The 15,612-nt window shown below is 45.7% G+C and carries 14 protein-coding genes; 5 read left to right on the top strand and 9 right to left on the bottom strand.

The genetic code is table 11. The features are described from left to right. The first annotated feature begins 230 nt into the window (after positions 1 to 230). The 3 genes from Q4Q52_RS19950 (at position 231) to Q4Q52_RS19940 (ending at position 1,880) form a co-directional block, all read left to right on the top strand. Positions 231 to 659, top strand: coding sequence for an SPOR domain-containing protein (locus tag Q4Q52_RS19950; protein ID WP_311991445.1), 429 nt, complete (start codon positions 231 to 233; stop codon positions 657 to 659). A gap of 83 nt (positions 660 to 742) precedes the next feature. Continuing rightward, the gene (locus tag Q4Q52_RS19945; protein ID WP_011982082.1) at positions 743 to 1,231 is read left to right on the top strand and encodes a DUF3806 domain-containing protein; all 489 of its coding nucleotides are present in this window, start codon (positions 743 to 745) and stop codon (positions 1,229 to 1,231) included. A 94-nt stretch (positions 1,232 to 1,325) separates the two neighbouring features. Beyond that, on the top strand, positions 1,326 to 1,880 hold the full coding sequence (locus Q4Q52_RS19940; RefSeq protein WP_311991444.1) for a transglycosylase domain-containing protein: 555 nt from the start codon (positions 1,326 to 1,328) through the stop codon (positions 1,878 to 1,880). Between the two features lie 923 nt (positions 1,881 to 2,803). On the opposite strand, the gene Q4Q52_RS19935 is transcribed toward Q4Q52_RS19940, so the two are convergent. Then, positions 2,804 to 3,589, bottom strand: coding sequence for a hypothetical protein (locus tag Q4Q52_RS19935; protein WP_311991443.1), 786 nt, complete (start codon positions 3,587 to 3,589; stop codon positions 2,804 to 2,806). Between the two features lie 277 nt (positions 3,590 to 3,866). On the opposite strand from Q4Q52_RS19935, the gene Q4Q52_RS19930 reads away from it, so the two are divergent. Continuing rightward, complete coding sequence (locus Q4Q52_RS19930; protein ID WP_311991442.1) at positions 3,867 to 4,634, top strand: class I SAM-dependent methyltransferase; 768 nt, start codon at positions 3,867 to 3,869, stop codon at positions 4,632 to 4,634. Positions 4,635 to 4,659: 25 nt separating this feature from the next. Here the strand turns inward: Q4Q52_RS19930 and Q4Q52_RS19925 are convergent, their stop codons facing one another. From Q4Q52_RS19925 to Q4Q52_RS19915, 3 genes are all read right to left on the bottom strand, one after another. Next, positions 4,660 to 6,705, bottom strand: a complete 2,046-nt coding sequence (locus Q4Q52_RS19925) for a M14 family zinc carboxypeptidase (protein WP_311991441.1) — start codon at positions 6,703 to 6,705, stop codon at positions 4,660 to 4,662. Between the two features lie 133 nt (positions 6,706 to 6,838). Then, positions 6,839 to 7,957: an FUSC family protein gene (locus Q4Q52_RS19920; protein WP_311905792.1), complete on the bottom strand. Its 1,119-nt coding sequence runs from the start codon at positions 7,955 to 7,957 to the stop codon at positions 6,839 to 6,841. A gap of 267 nt (positions 7,958 to 8,224) precedes the next feature. Beyond that, the gene (locus Q4Q52_RS19915) at positions 8,225 to 9,475 is read right to left on the bottom strand and encodes a dicarboxylate/amino acid:cation symporter (RefSeq protein WP_311899454.1); all 1,251 of its coding nucleotides are present in this window, start codon (positions 9,473 to 9,475) and stop codon (positions 8,225 to 8,227) included. 531 nt (positions 9,476 to 10,006) lie between these two features. Between Q4Q52_RS19915 and Q4Q52_RS19910 the strand changes: the two genes are divergently transcribed. After that, positions 10,007 to 10,363: a hypothetical protein gene (locus Q4Q52_RS19910; protein ID WP_300479586.1), complete on the top strand. Its 357-nt coding sequence runs from the start codon at positions 10,007 to 10,009 to the stop codon at positions 10,361 to 10,363. Positions 10,364 to 10,445: 82 nt separating this feature from the next. Here the strand turns inward: Q4Q52_RS19910 and Q4Q52_RS19905 are convergent, their stop codons facing one another. The 5 genes from Q4Q52_RS19905 to Q4Q52_RS19885 form a co-directional block, all read right to left on the bottom strand. Continuing rightward, positions 10,446 to 12,179 carry a hypothetical protein gene (locus tag Q4Q52_RS19905; RefSeq protein ID WP_311905793.1) on the bottom strand — a complete coding sequence of 578 codons (1,734 nt, stop codon included), beginning with the start codon at positions 12,177 to 12,179 and terminating at the stop codon, positions 10,446 to 10,448. A gap of 373 nt (positions 12,180 to 12,552) precedes the next feature. Then, positions 12,553 to 13,854, bottom strand: a complete 1,302-nt coding sequence (locus tag Q4Q52_RS19900) for a hypothetical protein (RefSeq protein ID WP_311991440.1) — start codon at positions 13,852 to 13,854, stop codon at positions 12,553 to 12,555. Positions 13,855 to 13,919: 65 nt separating this feature from the next. After that, on the bottom strand, positions 13,920 to 14,381 hold the full coding sequence (locus tag Q4Q52_RS19895) for a hypothetical protein (RefSeq protein WP_311991439.1): 462 nt from the start codon (positions 14,379 to 14,381) through the stop codon (positions 13,920 to 13,922). A 2-nt stretch (positions 14,382 to 14,383) separates the two neighbouring features. After that, entirely contained in the window at positions 14,384 to 15,172 is a 789-nt protein-coding gene (locus Q4Q52_RS19890; protein ID WP_311890567.1) for a hypothetical protein, read from the bottom strand. A 39-nt stretch (positions 15,173 to 15,211) separates the two neighbouring features. Further along, positions 15,212 to 15,580 carry a hypothetical protein gene (locus tag Q4Q52_RS19885; RefSeq protein WP_311890568.1) on the bottom strand — a complete coding sequence of 123 codons (369 nt, stop codon included), beginning with the start codon at positions 15,578 to 15,580 and terminating at the stop codon, positions 15,212 to 15,214. Positions 15,581 to 15,612 lie beyond the last annotated feature (32 nt).

Below are 15,612 nucleotides of genomic sequence, written 5' to 3'. Positions count from 1 at the left end.
ATGCTCGATCGTGACATCCATGTCACGGACGGTCACTTCCATGACAGTGCTTAATCCAGTTAATCATAGAGTATCCTGTCAGCCAGATCATAATCCTGTGTCCATTGCCGAGACAGAGGTGCCATCTGCGCAGGCATTACATAACAAGGCATTCCAGTTCGTTCCAGACCTTCTGGTCTCCACAGAACGTGCTCAATCGCGCCACTGAATTTTCGCGTTAGGCATTAATTATGAAAGCATTAGAGTTAAAAGAAAAATTGCTCGCCGAAGGTTGCAATGCAAGTAACTTTACCATCTTGGGCAGAGGTGATGGCGCTTTCTGCTTAGATAAAAAAGGTGCTAAATGGGCCATTTTCTATTCTGAGAGAGGTTGTGATTCTGAGCCTATCTTTATATCAGAAAACGAAGAAGAAGCTTGCGGATATTTTTTCAACTATGTGTTAAAGCAAAAACATTGGCACATAGTCGGCTTTTTCAAATATGAATCTGATGCAATTGCATTAGAAGATAAGCTTGTTTCAATTAGCATCAAATCGATAAGAAATGATATTTCTGCCTACAAAATGGCCAATGACCTAAGGTACAGGGTCTTTGTTATAGGCAAAGATATTTTTAAAGTCAGGGAGCGCTTAGGTCATGTACAAGTCTGCTATATCTGATTAGCATATGCTAATTAGACTTGTTTTCCGCTGGCACTCCAAGCCAGCCGATTAAGTGGCGTTATATTTATTAAGGAAGCCATGTGTTTAAAAAATTTATGACCGTAATTACAACATTACTTTTTGTTACTTCTATTCAGGCAAAGGATATGAATTTAAATTTTACCCCAGATCCAAATGTATCCAAGCTTGCAGAGGCTTTTTCACTAGATTGTGTTGATTTTGTTGGGCGGAAATTCAACTTAATATTAGATTGGTCAGATGAAAGTATCTTTAAATTAGAGCCAATTCTTGCAAACTTAAGCAATTATGCACGTGCGAGCAATATGCCTGCGGAGCAGGTAAATGATTATGCAAAAATATTTGGTTTTTATATTGGCGAGGTTTACCGTAAAAATCACGCAGATGTTGTATGGGGTGGCGTTGAAATTGATGGGCGGCAACATTTCGCACTAGGTACAAAAGAAAACAAACCAATAATCTGGCCAGTTACAAATGTGAGTAAGCGGATTTATCTTGGTGAAGAAGCTAATATCGCAACATACTATTCAGCAGTTGTTGGTAAGCAATAACAAGACATTCGGCATCCAACCTTAATAGTCCAATCGTTAGCCTCCAACTAAGATTTGTTGTTTTAAATTAGTAGGATTTATTTTAGGAGCCACAATGAGACTAAGCCTTAAAATCTCTTCTTGGGCGATAGCTATCGTTGTGATGCTGCTGTCTGTAAGTTTTGCAATTTATGATATTTTTTGCTTTCAGCCTCACCGTGGGGAAATAACTCGATTCATCCAAGTGGCTACTACAGAAGAAAGTGAGCCTCCAGCTTTAATCGTGCAGCTCGTTCGTGCATCCGCAGACGAGAATCTTGATTGGCTGGTTACAAGGTTAATTATTGATAATTTAAATATCAGCCATAAACCCGAGTCATTGGTTGGCTGGCATATTGAGTCATTTCTGTGGCTACAGTTGGTCAGGATTCACCTTACAGAGCAAGAGCAATTAACTCTTTATTTGGCTCAAGTGCATACTGGCAAAGACTTAAAGGGCTTTTCCTCTACCGCTCAGGTAATATTCAATAAGCCTCTTTCTGCATTAAGCCCTCAAGAGGCTGCCACAATTGCTGCCTTGCCACATGCCCCAAGCATCTTTGTAAAGAGCTCAGAGCGTCTTGCAAAGCGTCGTGAATATTTGCTTTCTAAGCTGGAGAATGGCTCCTAGCCAGTCATTCAAGCGAACACCTTCGGCGCAAAAATTAAATGAGTTACTCACGATTAAAGTTTTTGTATTTATGTATGTAAAATTCGGACATTAAGGTGTGAGTGGATTAAAGGAATTAAGCACTGTCATGGAAGTGACCGTTGGTGGCATGGCCGTTCTTTCACATCCATGTGATCGCGGCATTTGCACTTCCGTATGCAGCAGATGCCGCCGTAGAGCTTATAGGGACACTTCTTGTTAAACAAAAGGGCGGTGAGCCACAGGAATGATAGTGCTTAATGGCTTGTCGATTAACTTCTATTATAAATTAGGTAGTTAAGCTTTGGGCACCACCAAAGATGGCCTGCATTGTGATTGGAGAAGTAGGAATCGGGCAGTTTAATGAGACCCCCATTGTTAAATTCGGCTACGAAACATTGAAAGGTAGGTCCGGCATTACTCAGTTATCAATGGTTACACCCAATCCAGCATTGTTGCGCCAGTGACCTTCTAAAACATGGATGTTTTAGTAGAGCCTACAGGGACGTATTTACGGCGAGTCACTGGTGTAACAGTGCGCAAGCCTGCGGCAGGCAATTAGGGAATACAACTGCAAGAAGCCATGTTGCCGCCGATTAGCCCCTCGAACCATTACCGAAACTAGTACTGGCTCACCGAGCGAGTTTATCGAGACATCCATAGTCAAACTTTGCTCAGAAAGGACAAATAGGTAAAACGTTACCAAAGGCTTACCTGAATTGAGTCTGAGAAAGTCTCAGACAAAAAAATGCCACTACAAGGGGTTAGTGGCATAAATGCATAAGTCGGGAACAAGCTTAAAAGGGTGGGTAGAAGACTGACATCTTGGCTGGGAACCGTTGCAACATCAGTCTCTACGCCGGGAAGTAGGTAAAATCTTTGGGTGTAGGGTAGTAAATGGCGCGTTATTCCATGCTTACTGGGCCGTCGATTTTGTTAAATTTCACATCACCAGAACCTGCCGCAAGAATCGTTAATCCCTTAGTGTTAAAGACATTAATGTCGCCTGAGCCATCTGTGATGGTCACTGGACTTTGCACATTGGCGACTTCGATGTTACCTGAACCATCATCGATGGCGATATTGCCGCGAATATCAGTCACCTTGATTGCGCCAGAGCCATCGTCAATCTTGAGGTTACCGTTAATTTGACTGACTTCAATGTCCCCTGAACCATCATCAATGCTGACATTGTTACCGCCGTTAATGATGAGTTCACCTGAACCGTCTTTGACATTGATATCTGCTGTCATCTTACTGATCAAAATGGCACCTGAGCCGTCATCGATATCCAGTGCTAAATTCGCAGGCACTTGCAGTTTTAGATCGATGTAGGGCGAGTAATTATTAAAACCGCTTTGTTCAAAATCGGCCTTGAGCTTGGCCTTGTTGGCCTTTTTCTCAAGGGTGAGAATGACTTTGCTGTCGTCGTTGCCGTCCTTATTGCTATAGATGTCGGCGACGAGTTTAATTTGGGTTAGCCCTTCGACACCGATAATTTCGAGGCTGCCTGCGCCAGTCTCGGCAATCAGGCCTTGCAAGTCTTGGCTATCGAGTGTGAGTTCGCGTTGCTGGTGGTCTAAATCGGGCATGCCAGCAGCGTTGACATTAATAATGCAGCCAGTGAGCGATACCCCTGCGGTAAACACCAATATAAAAGCTAGGGTGAATATAAATGGGCGTAGTGACATGTTAGCTTCCTTGTTTATCTGGCACTCGTTTTTTCGGGGGAGTGCTGAGTCGTCTTGCGATGGATATGACATTGCACAGCCCATGCCAATTTTAAGTTTCATTTATAATCAATAGTTTAAACTTAAAGTGTCCGCGTTTGGCTGTGCGGACATGTCCGCCGAATGAGGGATTTACTCATAGATTAGTGAAATTGCTCATTTATTGAGTTAGCTTGAGCCTCATAGGTCTGACTGGGCAAACATACAAAAAATACAAAAAACATAAGAAGGGATGCAGATGGATTATTTAACAACCAACAAGACGGCTTGGGATGCGCGCACTCGGGTACATTTAACCTCGGATTTTTACGATGTGGCGGGCTTCCTGCGTGGGAATAGTTCATTACGGGAAATCGAGCTGAGCGAGCTGGATGTGGCAGGTAAAAGCTTGCTGCATCTGCAATGTCATTTTGGCTTAGATACCCTGTCGTGGGCGCGCATGGGCGCTAAAGTACTGGGTGTCGATTTGTCTGAAGTGGCGATTGAAGAAGCAAAAAAGCTGGCGCAGCAGACACAGTTGTCCGCCGAGTTTATCTGTAGCGATGTCTACAGTGTGGCGGGTAAGGTTGAGCCGCAAGATATTGTGTTTACGTCCTATGGTGCCATTGTGTGGTTGCCGGATTTAACCCTGTGGGCGCAGACGGTTGCCGACTGTTTAAAGCCGGGCGGACAGTTCTATATGGCTGAATTTCATCCGGTGCAGCAGTTGTTCGATGGTTATAGCTATTTTAATCGGGGTGAGCCAGACATAGAGCAGGAAGGCACTTATACCGAAAATGCCGATGATGAACAGCAAACCTTAATGTGTTGGTCACACAGTCTATCGGAAGTGATCAATGCGTTATTGCAGGCGGGCTTAGTGTTGGAGTTCTTCCACGAATTCGATTTTAGCCCGTACAACTGTTTCGAAGGGCTCGAAGCGCAAACCGATGGTCGTTATGTGTTAACACACCAAGGGCAGAATGTGCCCTTAGTGTATAGCATCAGCGCTCGTAAACCTGCGTAAAGCTTGCGGTTTGTGATGGCGAGGATTAACGACTACGGTAAACCGGATACTTAAGGTAACGGTTATCGTAGTAAGGGCTGCGTTCATAGAACCAGCGCAGGCGTGCCTCGGGATCGGCGGCAAATTCGGCGTTGGTCAGTGCTTTGTCGAACTCAGCTTGCAGCTTAGGATCATCTTTTAGCATCTTGGCCGCCAGCGGCTCAACCGCATAATCTTCAATGTATTCAGTGCGGGTGAAGATAGGATTAAAGAAACCCCATTGCAGCAAGGAATCTGGTGATTGCGGCTCCAGCAGTAAAACCGCCAGATCGCCCAGCGGTTGATCTGTGCTGATTTTAATGGTGCCAGCGGGCAGAGTGGTGCTGACTTTCGTCAACTCTGACTCGGCTTTGACCGTTTGATGGCCCTCAAAATCCTTAGTGTTAAACACTGGGTTACTGAGTTTGTATTGCTGTAATTTAAGCTCTGTCGGTTTGGTCAGGCGCGTCATGCGAATGCCATGCACGTTAAGACGATCAATCACTTGAGTCCATTGCGCTGGAATATAGTAAGCACTCGGACGAGTGACCTTAATGTCGGGCACTGTTTCAGCCATCACAGGCAAGTTAGGGTAAATTTTTGGTTCACCTGTCCAGCGCACAACTTCAGCGCCACTGATGGGGCTCTTTTCAAGTAGATAATCTATGCCTTTAAAATCCCAGCCTTTTTCTAATGGTGCTAATTTCCAAGTAAGGGTGATTAGCGGTGAGGCGCGGTATTTATCTTCTTGAATCGCACTCTTAAGTTTCGTCGCCTGTTCACCCACGGTTTTGAGGGTTTGCGCTAACATCACATAGGTGCCGAGCACTCTTTGTTTAAAGGATTTTAAGCTGTGGTTTTCAATCAAAATAGTCGGTAAATGGCGCGCATCACCATAACCGTTAGAGAAGCGCGGACTTGGATTCCACAGCGACATGCCTTTGGTGATATCGGCGTTATCCACGGCAAAAATCAGCGGGCCGGGAATATGGCCTTGCTCGGTTAATGCCGCTTCAACTGCGGGTCTGTAGCTGTTTTCGAGCCAGCGGTAACTGGCTGGGCTTAACCCTTGGGCAAGGTTATAACCAAAGGTGACATCGTATTGGTAATCGATGCCGTCGGTGACATGCACGTCGATATACAAGTCTGGCTGCCACACGTTGATTGCGCGCAGCATGTGCTGCATTTCTAAGCTGTCGGCCTTGGCATAATCGCGGTTAAGGTTGAGATTATTTGCGGTAGTGCGCCAGCCCATATTCACTGGGCCACGTTGATTCACGCGATTAAATTCGCCGCTGCGCTCATGGGCATCGACACTAAACATAGGCACAAACAAGAGGTTGGTTTTATCCAGCAGGGCGCTTTTATCGCCCTTGATGATGTCGCGTAGCAGCATCATGCCGGCATCTTTACCGTCGATTTCTCCTGCATGAATCCCTGCTTGCACTAAAACCGTTGGCTTAGTGTTTTGCTTGAGGCGCGCCGACTCATTAATGCCTTCACTGCTGGCGATATACATCCAAATATCGCGGCCCTGTGGGCTCTTACCTAAGCTAACCTTTTGTAATTTATCTGACTCGCCCGCAAGTTTGTCGAGCCAAGCGATAGTGGCATCGTAGCTCGGACTTTCAATGCCACTACTTTGCTCAAAGGGCGTAGCCCACTCGTTATCGACACTCAACATGAGCGATTCGCTGGCGCCATGCCAAGTGATACTCGGCGGTAAAATGGCATCGTTGACAAAGGTGTTGGCTCGCTCAGGGCTAGGCGCGGGCTCTGGCGCTACAGTGGTGGCATCGGTTGCGACAGCCGCAGCGGGTTCGGTTGCTTGGGTATTCGCAGCTGGACTTACATCTTGTGGCGCTGTTGCTACTGGGGTTTCAACTGGCGTTTTGTCGGTGACGGTTTGCGCCGCAGCGACTGGCGTTGAGGTTGGCAAATCAGTAGATGCTTGAGCTAAGGTTTTTGCATCGTTGGCAACAGCATCGACAGTGTAGAGACTGCCCGCAGAAAGGCAGGCAATAGCGATAACGGAAAGGGAAAATAAGCGCATGAAAAGAGTCCATATATCGAATTTTTATTAGGACGGTATCTTTTCATTAAACGCCCCGTTAACGCAAGGGCGGTCAAGGGGTTATCTTGGTTCGCGAGAGTGATTTTTAGCTGTGATTCCCCGTGGTAACGGCTTATGAACGCTTGGCAGTTTTGTGTAACACGGTTTGTCCGCTATAGGCGATTTCGATAATCTCGATATCGGCGTAGAGGGCTTCGACGGCGATGGCGAGTTGATAGATAAGCCAGCCGTATCCCGTGAGGGCAAATCCCTGCGCGACTTCATTTGTCAAAGGGGCTGAATTCGGCGTCTGGGCGGCCAAGCTGAGTTGTAATCTGAGTTGCAACTCTTGCCCTAGGGCGGTGGGCAGCGTGGGTAAAGATGCGGTTTTACCTGCGACAAATTCACTCAGCCTTTGAAGATGGGCGGTAAGCTCGGCGGCGACGCGATTGATTTGGTGGTATGCCTCTTTGTCGGCTTCCTGCCAGCGACTCAAAGGCAACAATTCGAGTAGGGTGATCAGCCGAACCTGTTTATTGACCAATTCCGCCAGCAGTATTTTATGTTTTTTTAAGGTTTGGCTTTCCCACTCTAGGGAGAAAAACAGCTTCTTTTGGGTTAATACCGCTTTCATGGCCGCTTCGAGTTCGGCGCGAAAATCTAAATCATGGTTAGCGGGAGCGTGTAAATGTTGGGTGAGCACCTTTGCCATATTGTCGATGGCATTGGCGAGCTGGCTGCGCCAGTCTTGTTTGGCCTTGATTGGGAAAATAAATAGCGAGACTAAAATAGCAATCACGCAGCCTGAGAGTATGTTGGCTGTGCGCCACAGCGCTTCAGAAGTATCATGGTTAGCATCGCCGACCACTATGATGATGGTAAATCCTGCCACGAGATAGGCGTAGCTGTAGCGTCCCGCCGAGATAAAACAAATCAAGCTGACGGCTAAGATCAGTAGCCCCATAATCAGCCAATAACTGTCGATAGTGGCGACTAACATCACGCCATAAGCAGAACCTAAACAAGTGCCTACCGCCCTTTGCAGGGACTTTTCAATCGCACCACCCACCTGTGGCAGGCTCATCATAATGATCACGATCGTCACCATGCTCCAAATAAAATGTGGCGGCGACCAAATGGCATTAATGGTGACGGCAATCAGCAAGGCGAGGCCAAGTTTAAGGGCATGAATGGCGCGGAAATGGCGATAGATAAAGTCGGCAAAAGGGCTTGCAGGGGCAAATACGGACATAATGCAACACTCCTTTGGGCTGATGATAGCCAAACTATTATCGCAGAAAGACGTCGCGTCCGTGTGGCTTGGCAGATAAAGAAATACGAATTGCGAGGCAGCGCCGTTTGAGCTTAGTCCAAGGCGCCGCCAAGATCACATTAATTTCAATTAAGTGATAATAAATCAGTAGGATAGAGTTCGGTATATCTAACAGCGGGCATAAAAAAGGCTTGAATAAGCCTTGCCTATTCAAGCCGATATTTGAAGCCTTGAGTGACTGTTTCGCTAGCTTAAGCTGCGCTCGCTATCCGCTTTAACGTTAACTTCTGTGTATTTATCCATGATCAAGGCACAAGCCGCATCGCCAGTAATATTAAGTGCGGTGCGGATCATGTCAAACACTCTGTCTAAGGCAAACAGCAAAGGTAAGCCATCGATAGGGATGCCAGCCGCTAACAACACTGCCACCACTAAGAATGATGGACCGGGCACACCCGCTTGGCCAATTGCGCCTAAGGTTGAGGTGAAGATGATGGCTGCATAGGCTGTCATCGACAAATCGACGTTATACATTTGGGCGAAGAACATGGCCACTAAACCATAATAAATCGCATTGCCGCTCATATTGATCGTGGCGCCTAACGGCAGCACGAAGGCTGTGGTTGCCTTAGAGACTTTAAGATCTTCTTCGCAGGTTTCCATATTCACCGGCAGTGTCGCCATTGAAGAGGCGGTCGATAATGCCATCACCTGAGGTTTTTTCATCGCCGAAATAAACTGGCGTGCCGAGGCTCTCGAGAAGAGCTGCACCACCAATGGGAAGAAGATAAAACCGTAAATCAGAATCGCGGCCACAAACACGGCGAATAACTTAAATACGACTTCTAAGGCATCGAAACCGAAGGTGCCGACAGAATCGGCCATCAAACCAAATACACCGATAGGCGCAATGATCATCACGCAGTTGATCATCCACACAAAGGCGTCAACAACAGTGTTGAGTGCGGCTAAAATTGGCTTAGCGCCATCGCCTTTAACCTTGGTCAGCGCGATACCGAAGAAGATACTAAAGACTAAGATTTGTAAGATGTTACCGCCGTTCAGCGATTCGAACACATTGGTTGGGATCATGCCGATAAAGGTATCCATTACCCCTGGCAATGCGCCGTGTTCCTTAGTCACTTCCATCAAATCTGGGCTGCTATGGGCAGTGAAATCGACCCCCGCGCCCGGTTGGAACAGATTGCCCATCACCAACGCCAGTACTACGGCGATGCCTGATGTCACGATAAAGAAGCCAAAAGTGCCAATGCCTATCTTACCTGCCGATGGGCTATCGCCTAAGCTTGCCGCGCCGCTGATGATAGAAACTAACACCAGTGGTATCACTAGCATTTTGATTAAATGGATAAAAATGGTTCCGAGTGGTGCAAACACGCTTGCACTCTCGCCCATGATAAAACCGACTAGCGCGCCGATAATCATGGCAATAACCACTTGCACACCAATGTTGCCTAATAAACTCTTGCTCTTCATTCTTGCGAAACTCCCCAGTTGCCGCAGCATTTTGTGTGATGTAGGCGATTTGAATCTAGACGCCGTAAACCTTAGTGATTAAGGCCTACTCTAGGCTAAAAGCCAATGCCCGACACTTTTTTTGTCCGGCTAAAGTACCACAATTGCATAGCAGGGGATTGTGAAACATCACCAACCTTGGTTTCAAAATAACCAAAGTCTAAATCACGCCAACATTAAATGAATAATACTTAAATTTAGCGGCTTAAAAATGAATAAAGTTTATTTAATGGTGCGATTTTAGTTGCCAGATTGATGAATTGTGATTTTTCGTTAGGTTGCACAGTCGCGTTGGGTAGATATAACGACTGTTGAAAGTATCAATTTTAACCTTTGCGTAGTTTTTTCTGTGGTATACAACCCGTTTTTTCCATTATTTATGGATGAACTGACTGCAAGTGATTGGAAGGAGCAGATTAACTCAAAGCCATAGACTTATATTTTTTAAGCAAGTTAACATGTCACTCTGACGTTAATATGAAGGAGACATTGGTGGATATAGGATCATTCCTTGGCGAATCAGAGCCGTTAAAAAGCTGGGTTAATAAGTGTATTACTCAGCGAGGCTTACAATATTGGCTTGTTTATCAAGATACTGCGGAAAATGAAATTCTCCAACTGACCACGCGGCTACTGCCAATTGTCGATGATATGAGGGATTGGTCTAATGAAGAAATCGATGAGTTTGAAGATAGTCTGATAAACAATGGTTATTGCTATCTGCTCAATATGGATCAAATCGAAGATGTAATCGATAATCTTAAGCAGCAAAAAGCTCAGCCCAGTGAACAGGAACTACTTGAAGCTATTATCTTTTACTATGAGCGAGATGCGTTTATCAGCCTCTGATGGGTTCTTTGTGGGGCGTCGCGACTTAAGCTGAGACAAGCGCCCCCGAGGAATCAACTCAGGGGCGCGGATGGAGTAAGCTTTACTTTGCTAGCGACTTAAAGTGGTTGTGCAGGGTATTGCTGAAGCTTTGGTCGTAGGTAAAGCGATATAACTGTTTATTGTCAGTCGTATCAAATGCCGTGTTTAGCTCAACTTCAGTCAGCAAGTTTGAGGTCACAAGGTAGTAGCTCGGTTGCACCATCTGGCTAGCAATCGGATCCTCCACAATTTCAGTGATAGTTAGCAGCTTGCCGCCATTTTGACTGGTGCTAATGCTCCATTCATGTTGGCTTTCAGGCTGACCGAAGCTATCGAGAATGGTGAACTTATTCGTTGAGTCCTCAACGTAACTCTCGGGGTAAGCGAAGGGCCACAATAGCTCCACGATCAAGCCAGTAGAAAGCTCGCTCGCGGTTTCTACGCCCGTTTCATAGGTGGTGGGATCTTCTTCGCGGCATAACACGTCGGCCGTTTGCTTAATATCCATGCGATATATTTGTGAAGGCCAGCTGAGTGACGCCAGTTTGAGGTCGCTCGGGAGGTTTGCCAGCAAATCTTGCCAGTCAGCGGCCGTGTTTTGATACTTATGGAAATTTATTTCGACAGGAACTTCAGTGCCGGCATAAACGGTTTTTAATTGATTGCCTTCAATCACAGGTTCTTTAAGGACATACCCTTGGTCGTTACGCGAGGCATTGATCCATTTCTTCATCGGCTCATTCCAGCATTCTGTAGGGACCTCCTCTCCCGATGTGTTGTCGAAGATCATCACAGCGTCACCTGAAAATACCCCAGTAAGAGTTTGGTCAGCATTACCATAATCTAAGCTGACAAAATGGCTGTTACGAACGGTTGCGATATTGAGCACATGAGATGCGTCGGTTTGATTGAGCATGCTGCTAAACACTGTATCCCAGTCAGTGCTGTTCATCGCCTTGTCATCAACCGGCGCTTCCATATAACCGAAGGACACTAAGGTGCTCTCCACCTTATTGGTGACGGCGACAGGATTAGTTTGCAGGTAGGCCTCAGTGCCAAAACCATACCCTAGGATTAAATTCTCGAAGGCTTCAAATGCGGCGATTAACACTTCGATGGCCGCCAAAATTTCCACTGTGCGCTCATTGGTGAGGTTTAGCAGGTAATCGTGTAACAGCAGGGTGTCGAGAAATGTGGGTTGCAGAGTGATTTCGGGCGAAAGACTAAATAAATCGGCTTCGACTTGTTTAAATCCAGTGGCGTATAGGTTTTTGAGTTTGGCGCGGAACTCAATCACTTGCTGTGGCGTTAAGTCGGCCTCAATCATCTTGCGATAGCGTGAAAACTCAATATTGGTCAGCGCGTTGATATGACCCGCATGATCGGGCAGGGCAACGATATTCATGCCGCCAGTGGTGGCACTGGTGTTAGCTGCGGCGGAGCTCATCGCCAATGCTGAGCGTGCAGATGACGGCGCGCTATCAACCCAATTTGCCAGCAGGTAATAGTTCGGTTTTTCGGTCTCGCTTTTCCAATCTATTTGATATTTACCATCGGTATCCGTCGTTGTGCTAGGTTCGCCCTCAGAGCAGCTTAAGTCCTGGTTGAGATCGACGCACACGTTGGCCCCGGCGATAGCGCCGATATAAGTGACCTGACCTGTGACTTTATGTGCGTATTCTGTAGGAGGCGTCGGCTCTGGCGTCGTGGTGGTGTCATCTTTATCGTCTGAGCCAGAACATGCCGTCAGCAAACTGGTGGCGATTAGCAAAGAGAGCAGTTTAGGTTTAAACATCTTGTGTCCTTACATTAATTCGGCAATTTCCATTGTGCTTATTGAGGGTGAAGCCATCTGATCACTTTGCTTATTCAAAGTGTTACAGCGTTAATCACTACCAAGCCAAATGGTGTTAACTTGAGTTTCTGTTGCTAAGAAGGTTGGTAAGTATCAGTCTGAGGGATATAAATTGGCAGCATGTGCGCTAACGCGCCCTGCATATTGGAGATATCCCTTTCACGACAACGTTTGGCATCCTTCCTGTCGTAACACAGCGGAGTAAAATTGCTGTAGTTAGTAGCGCTTATATTTTCCTTTTTGTTTAAAAATCATACAACTATACAAAGGTATGATAAGGGCTCTTAGCGGCTTATGTCGGTTAAATACATTTTTAGATTGCACATTCGAGCATTAACAGTGGTATGCCATTAGCTTCTGCTTGTTGCATACGTTCGGCCATTTCTGTTGGGCTAAGTCCTGGATGAATAGGGATCAGCTTTTCCGATCTCAATAGAGGCTTGAGTTGATTGCAATCAACGGTGTTATCAATACTAATTGTCTGGGCGTTAAGGGAGAGCAAGCTTGACCAATTGTTAGAATTCACTTGGCTGATTAGCAAACTATCTAGCTGTAGGTTTTTCGATTTAAAATCAGTAACCTTCATATTGTTTAACATTAGTGTTTTCAGATTCTTGTTATTCAGATTAGAAAGTGAAGTGAGCGTGCCACCTTTCAAGCTAAGGGTGTCAAGATGACTAAAGGCGTTGAGGTCGTCTAATGCCACCATATCGGTGGGATTAAACTGACAATTCAGTAAGCTGAGTTCTTGGCTTTGTTGAATCGCGAGCAGTTTCGCCTGTTGTTGAATACAGTCACCCAGTGGCTTGTTGCTAAATTTTAGGGCTGAAATGGGCTGTGAAATCTCACTTGTGGCCTCTGTTTGAGGCCCATCAAAGGTGCCATAATCTTGCTCTGGTTTTTCTTGGATAAGCCCAGGCTCGTCTATCTCACTGAATTGGGAAATATCTTCAGTATCATTCTCTGATATATATTCGGGTGCAGTAGGCGGAATCACTCCCTGTTTGGCTGCAAATGTACTGATAAAGGCATTGGCTATTGCATCTCCTTTCTCGCCGCTGAGCCCCTCGACCAAGGCTGGTGAATCATCGCCTAAAACACAGATCCGAAATCGATGAAATAGACTCGTTAGGGTATTGACCCGTGCCTGGCTGATATTCATGTCCATTAACGCTGGGAAGGCATCGCCTAGATTTTGGATATTAGAGTAAGTGTTAAGTCTATCTGCATAGGCAGTTAGTTCTTTGATTTGCGAGTTAAAATCAGCCATCAGCTGCGGTTGATGGCATTGACTCGCATGCGGAACTTGCTGCTGTAATTCTTTAAAATACCTAAGGTACTCATTCGCTAACGTAAGTTGTTGCTTTGCCTTAATCGCCAGACGTTGAGGAATGCCTTCCCTTATAACGGCAAGTGCATCACCTTGGTGGCGATCTAACGCATCGTCAATTCTGTCCTCTGGTGCTGTTTCCCCTAATGCAATGGCTTGCTCTATGAGTGGTGCTGTTTGGCGGTCAAAAGTCGCTAAAGCCTGATCTCTATCCTGTGCGGCGCTCGCAGGAAAAATACTGCAGGCAAGTAAACTACACAGTGCAATAATTCTTATCTTTTCCATAAGTATCAATATCCGTTTAGCTTCAATTTTCAGATTATTTTAAAAACATACATAGTAGGTTCCAGTTAGCTAAGCAGGGGAACATTGCAAAATGTTGATAATTGCTTACCTATCGCCTGTATTTGGTGCAAGTCACCATATTGAAATTTCAATGGTTCAATTTGAGTATCCATCACTATCAACAAATCATACCCATGGGGCTGGCCGAGACGTTGCTGTATTTGAAATGCTGCAATGTGGTTGATGGGGATGACTTGTTGGGTTAGCGGATAGAGCGAACTGACGTTAATGGTGATTAGTTGTCGTTCGAGATCAAACTGAATACGCCTACGAGCAAATAGTAGATGCCAACTAAGAAGTGCAATGAACGACCAGATAATCACTTCGGCATAGGACCAATGCTCAAAACCTAGCGTGTTAAATAAGGTGAGTGAAGCGACTAGGCTTGCAAAAATCCAGCGCCCAATGGTTTGTGTTCGAGTTTTAGCCATGATTGCTATGGTCGGTGAGAGTTGTTTAAAGCGCATCGCTATAGGCTTCCAATAAACTTCATCGCAAAGCCAAACGCCATAATAAATGGCAGCGGATAAAACAGTTTAAGTATTAACTTAGGGGACCACAGTGGTTCGATATCTGCCGAAAGCGGACGATGAGCAAGGTTGCCATTCTCTTTAACGTCAGTCGCCTGTGCGCTATATCCATCGACTGTGTTGATGGTGCCGACCTCTTGCGCGATAGGTTTATCCTGACAATTTAGCGAGAGTGACGCGATAAGTTGTTCATTTGATGAGAGTAAATCTAGCTCACGGATATTGGGGAATTGGGTGATTTGCTCTTTGGCAGAGAGATTAAATGTCTGTGCAAAGAACATCATAGCTTGAGTGGTATCGGTTAAACTGCCGATTGGGTACACAAGATTATGCAACTTAAGCTCATATTTGTTTCTGTTATAACTATCGTGGCGCAATAGTAACTCGGTAGATTTCAGTGGTGCTAGGTAGGCTTTTTTGAAGTGATAACCCAAAAATTGTGATTGTACGAAACGTTGCTGACTTGGATTATCAAGTACCAAATGCTGCTTGAACGCCCAGAGAATGAGTACTAGAGGTAGCAACAATGCCACGACAAACTGGTAAAAAATCTGCTCACCGCCGTCGAGGGTGATCGCCATGATAAGAGATGCCGAAAGTGGCAATAGTCCCAATAATGCTAACCCTCGACGAACATAATGGCTCTTAGTTGCAAGACGAAGCTGTTCATGCAATCCATCAGGATTGATAAACCTTTGGGCCTTTTTAGATAATTGCGAATACTGCATTACTACCTTGCCTTTATGTCGTTGGCTGTTTTAGATCACTTACGGCAATTTGGAGAGGAACCAACCTTTTGGTGTTTCGACAAATTTGCAACTGACCGAGGCTTGTTTATTGGGGCTGGTGATCAGCAGTTTAACTCTTGCTTCTTGGATAGCGCCTTTTTGCCGTTTAAATTCGTCTGCTGTGCTATAGCTCACCCCTTTGGGAGTAATTTCATCCATGGTTCGGTCAACATACCAGCGCTTGTGGGAGCGTTGCAAAATCTCGCCAGCATATTCCTGTTCTTTTTTAGTTGGTGCGTACGGCATAAGAGCGATAAAGGTCGCTAGGTCTTGGGTCTTAATAAAATCGAAAGTGCCTAAGCAGCGTTGGGTTAATTCATCGTCTAATTTTTGATTTACTGCTTGCACACATAGCGGCATAAATAAAAGGGCGATTATGG

The sequence above is a fragment of the Shewanella sp. SP1S2-4 genome, from assembly GCF_031932075.1.
In the GTDB taxonomy this organism is placed as follows: domain Bacteria; phylum Pseudomonadota; class Gammaproteobacteria; order Enterobacterales; family Shewanellaceae; genus Shewanella; species Shewanella baltica.
The sequence above is the reverse complement of the archived record's forward strand: the minus strand, read 5'-3'. Positions and strand labels throughout refer to the sequence as shown.

What these genes read in the sequence shown, in the direction of transcription:
- Q4Q52_RS19950 (WP_311991445.1), top strand. Translation starts at nt 231, where the DNA reads ATGAAAGCATTAGAGTTAAAAGAAAAATTGCTCGCCGAAGGTTGCAAT.
- Q4Q52_RS19940 (WP_311991444.1), top strand. Translation starts at nt 1,326, where the DNA reads ATGAGACTAAGCCTTAAAATCTCTTCTTGGGCGATAGCTATCGTTGTG.
- Q4Q52_RS19935 (WP_311991443.1), bottom strand. Translation starts at nt 3,589, where the DNA reads ATGTCACTACGCCCATTTATATTCACCCTAGCTTTTATATTGGTGTTT.
- Q4Q52_RS19930 (WP_311991442.1), top strand. Translation starts at nt 3,867, where the DNA reads ATGGATTATTTAACAACCAACAAGACGGCTTGGGATGCGCGCACTCGG.
- Q4Q52_RS19925 (WP_311991441.1), bottom strand. Translation starts at nt 6,705, where the DNA reads ATGCGCTTATTTTCCCTTTCCGTTATCGCTATTGCCTGCCTTTCTGCG.
- Q4Q52_RS19920 (WP_311905792.1), bottom strand. Translation starts at nt 7,957, where the DNA reads ATGTCCGTATTTGCCCCTGCAAGCCCTTTTGCCGACTTTATCTATCGC.
- Q4Q52_RS19915 (WP_311899454.1), bottom strand. Translation starts at nt 9,475, where the DNA reads ATGAAGAGCAAGAGTTTATTAGGCAACATTGGTGTGCAAGTGGTTATT.
- Q4Q52_RS19905 (WP_311905793.1), bottom strand. Translation starts at nt 12,179, where the DNA reads ATGTTTAAACCTAAACTGCTCTCTTTGCTAATCGCCACCAGTTTGCTG.
- Q4Q52_RS19900 (WP_311991440.1), bottom strand. Translation starts at nt 13,854, where the DNA reads ATGGAAAAGATAAGAATTATTGCACTGTGTAGTTTACTTGCCTGCAGT.
- Q4Q52_RS19895 (WP_311991439.1), bottom strand. Translation starts at nt 14,381, where the DNA reads ATGCGCTTTAAACAACTCTCACCGACCATAGCAATCATGGCTAAAACT.
- Q4Q52_RS19890 (WP_311890567.1), bottom strand. Translation starts at nt 15,172, where the DNA reads ATGCAGTATTCGCAATTATCTAAAAAGGCCCAAAGGTTTATCAATCCT.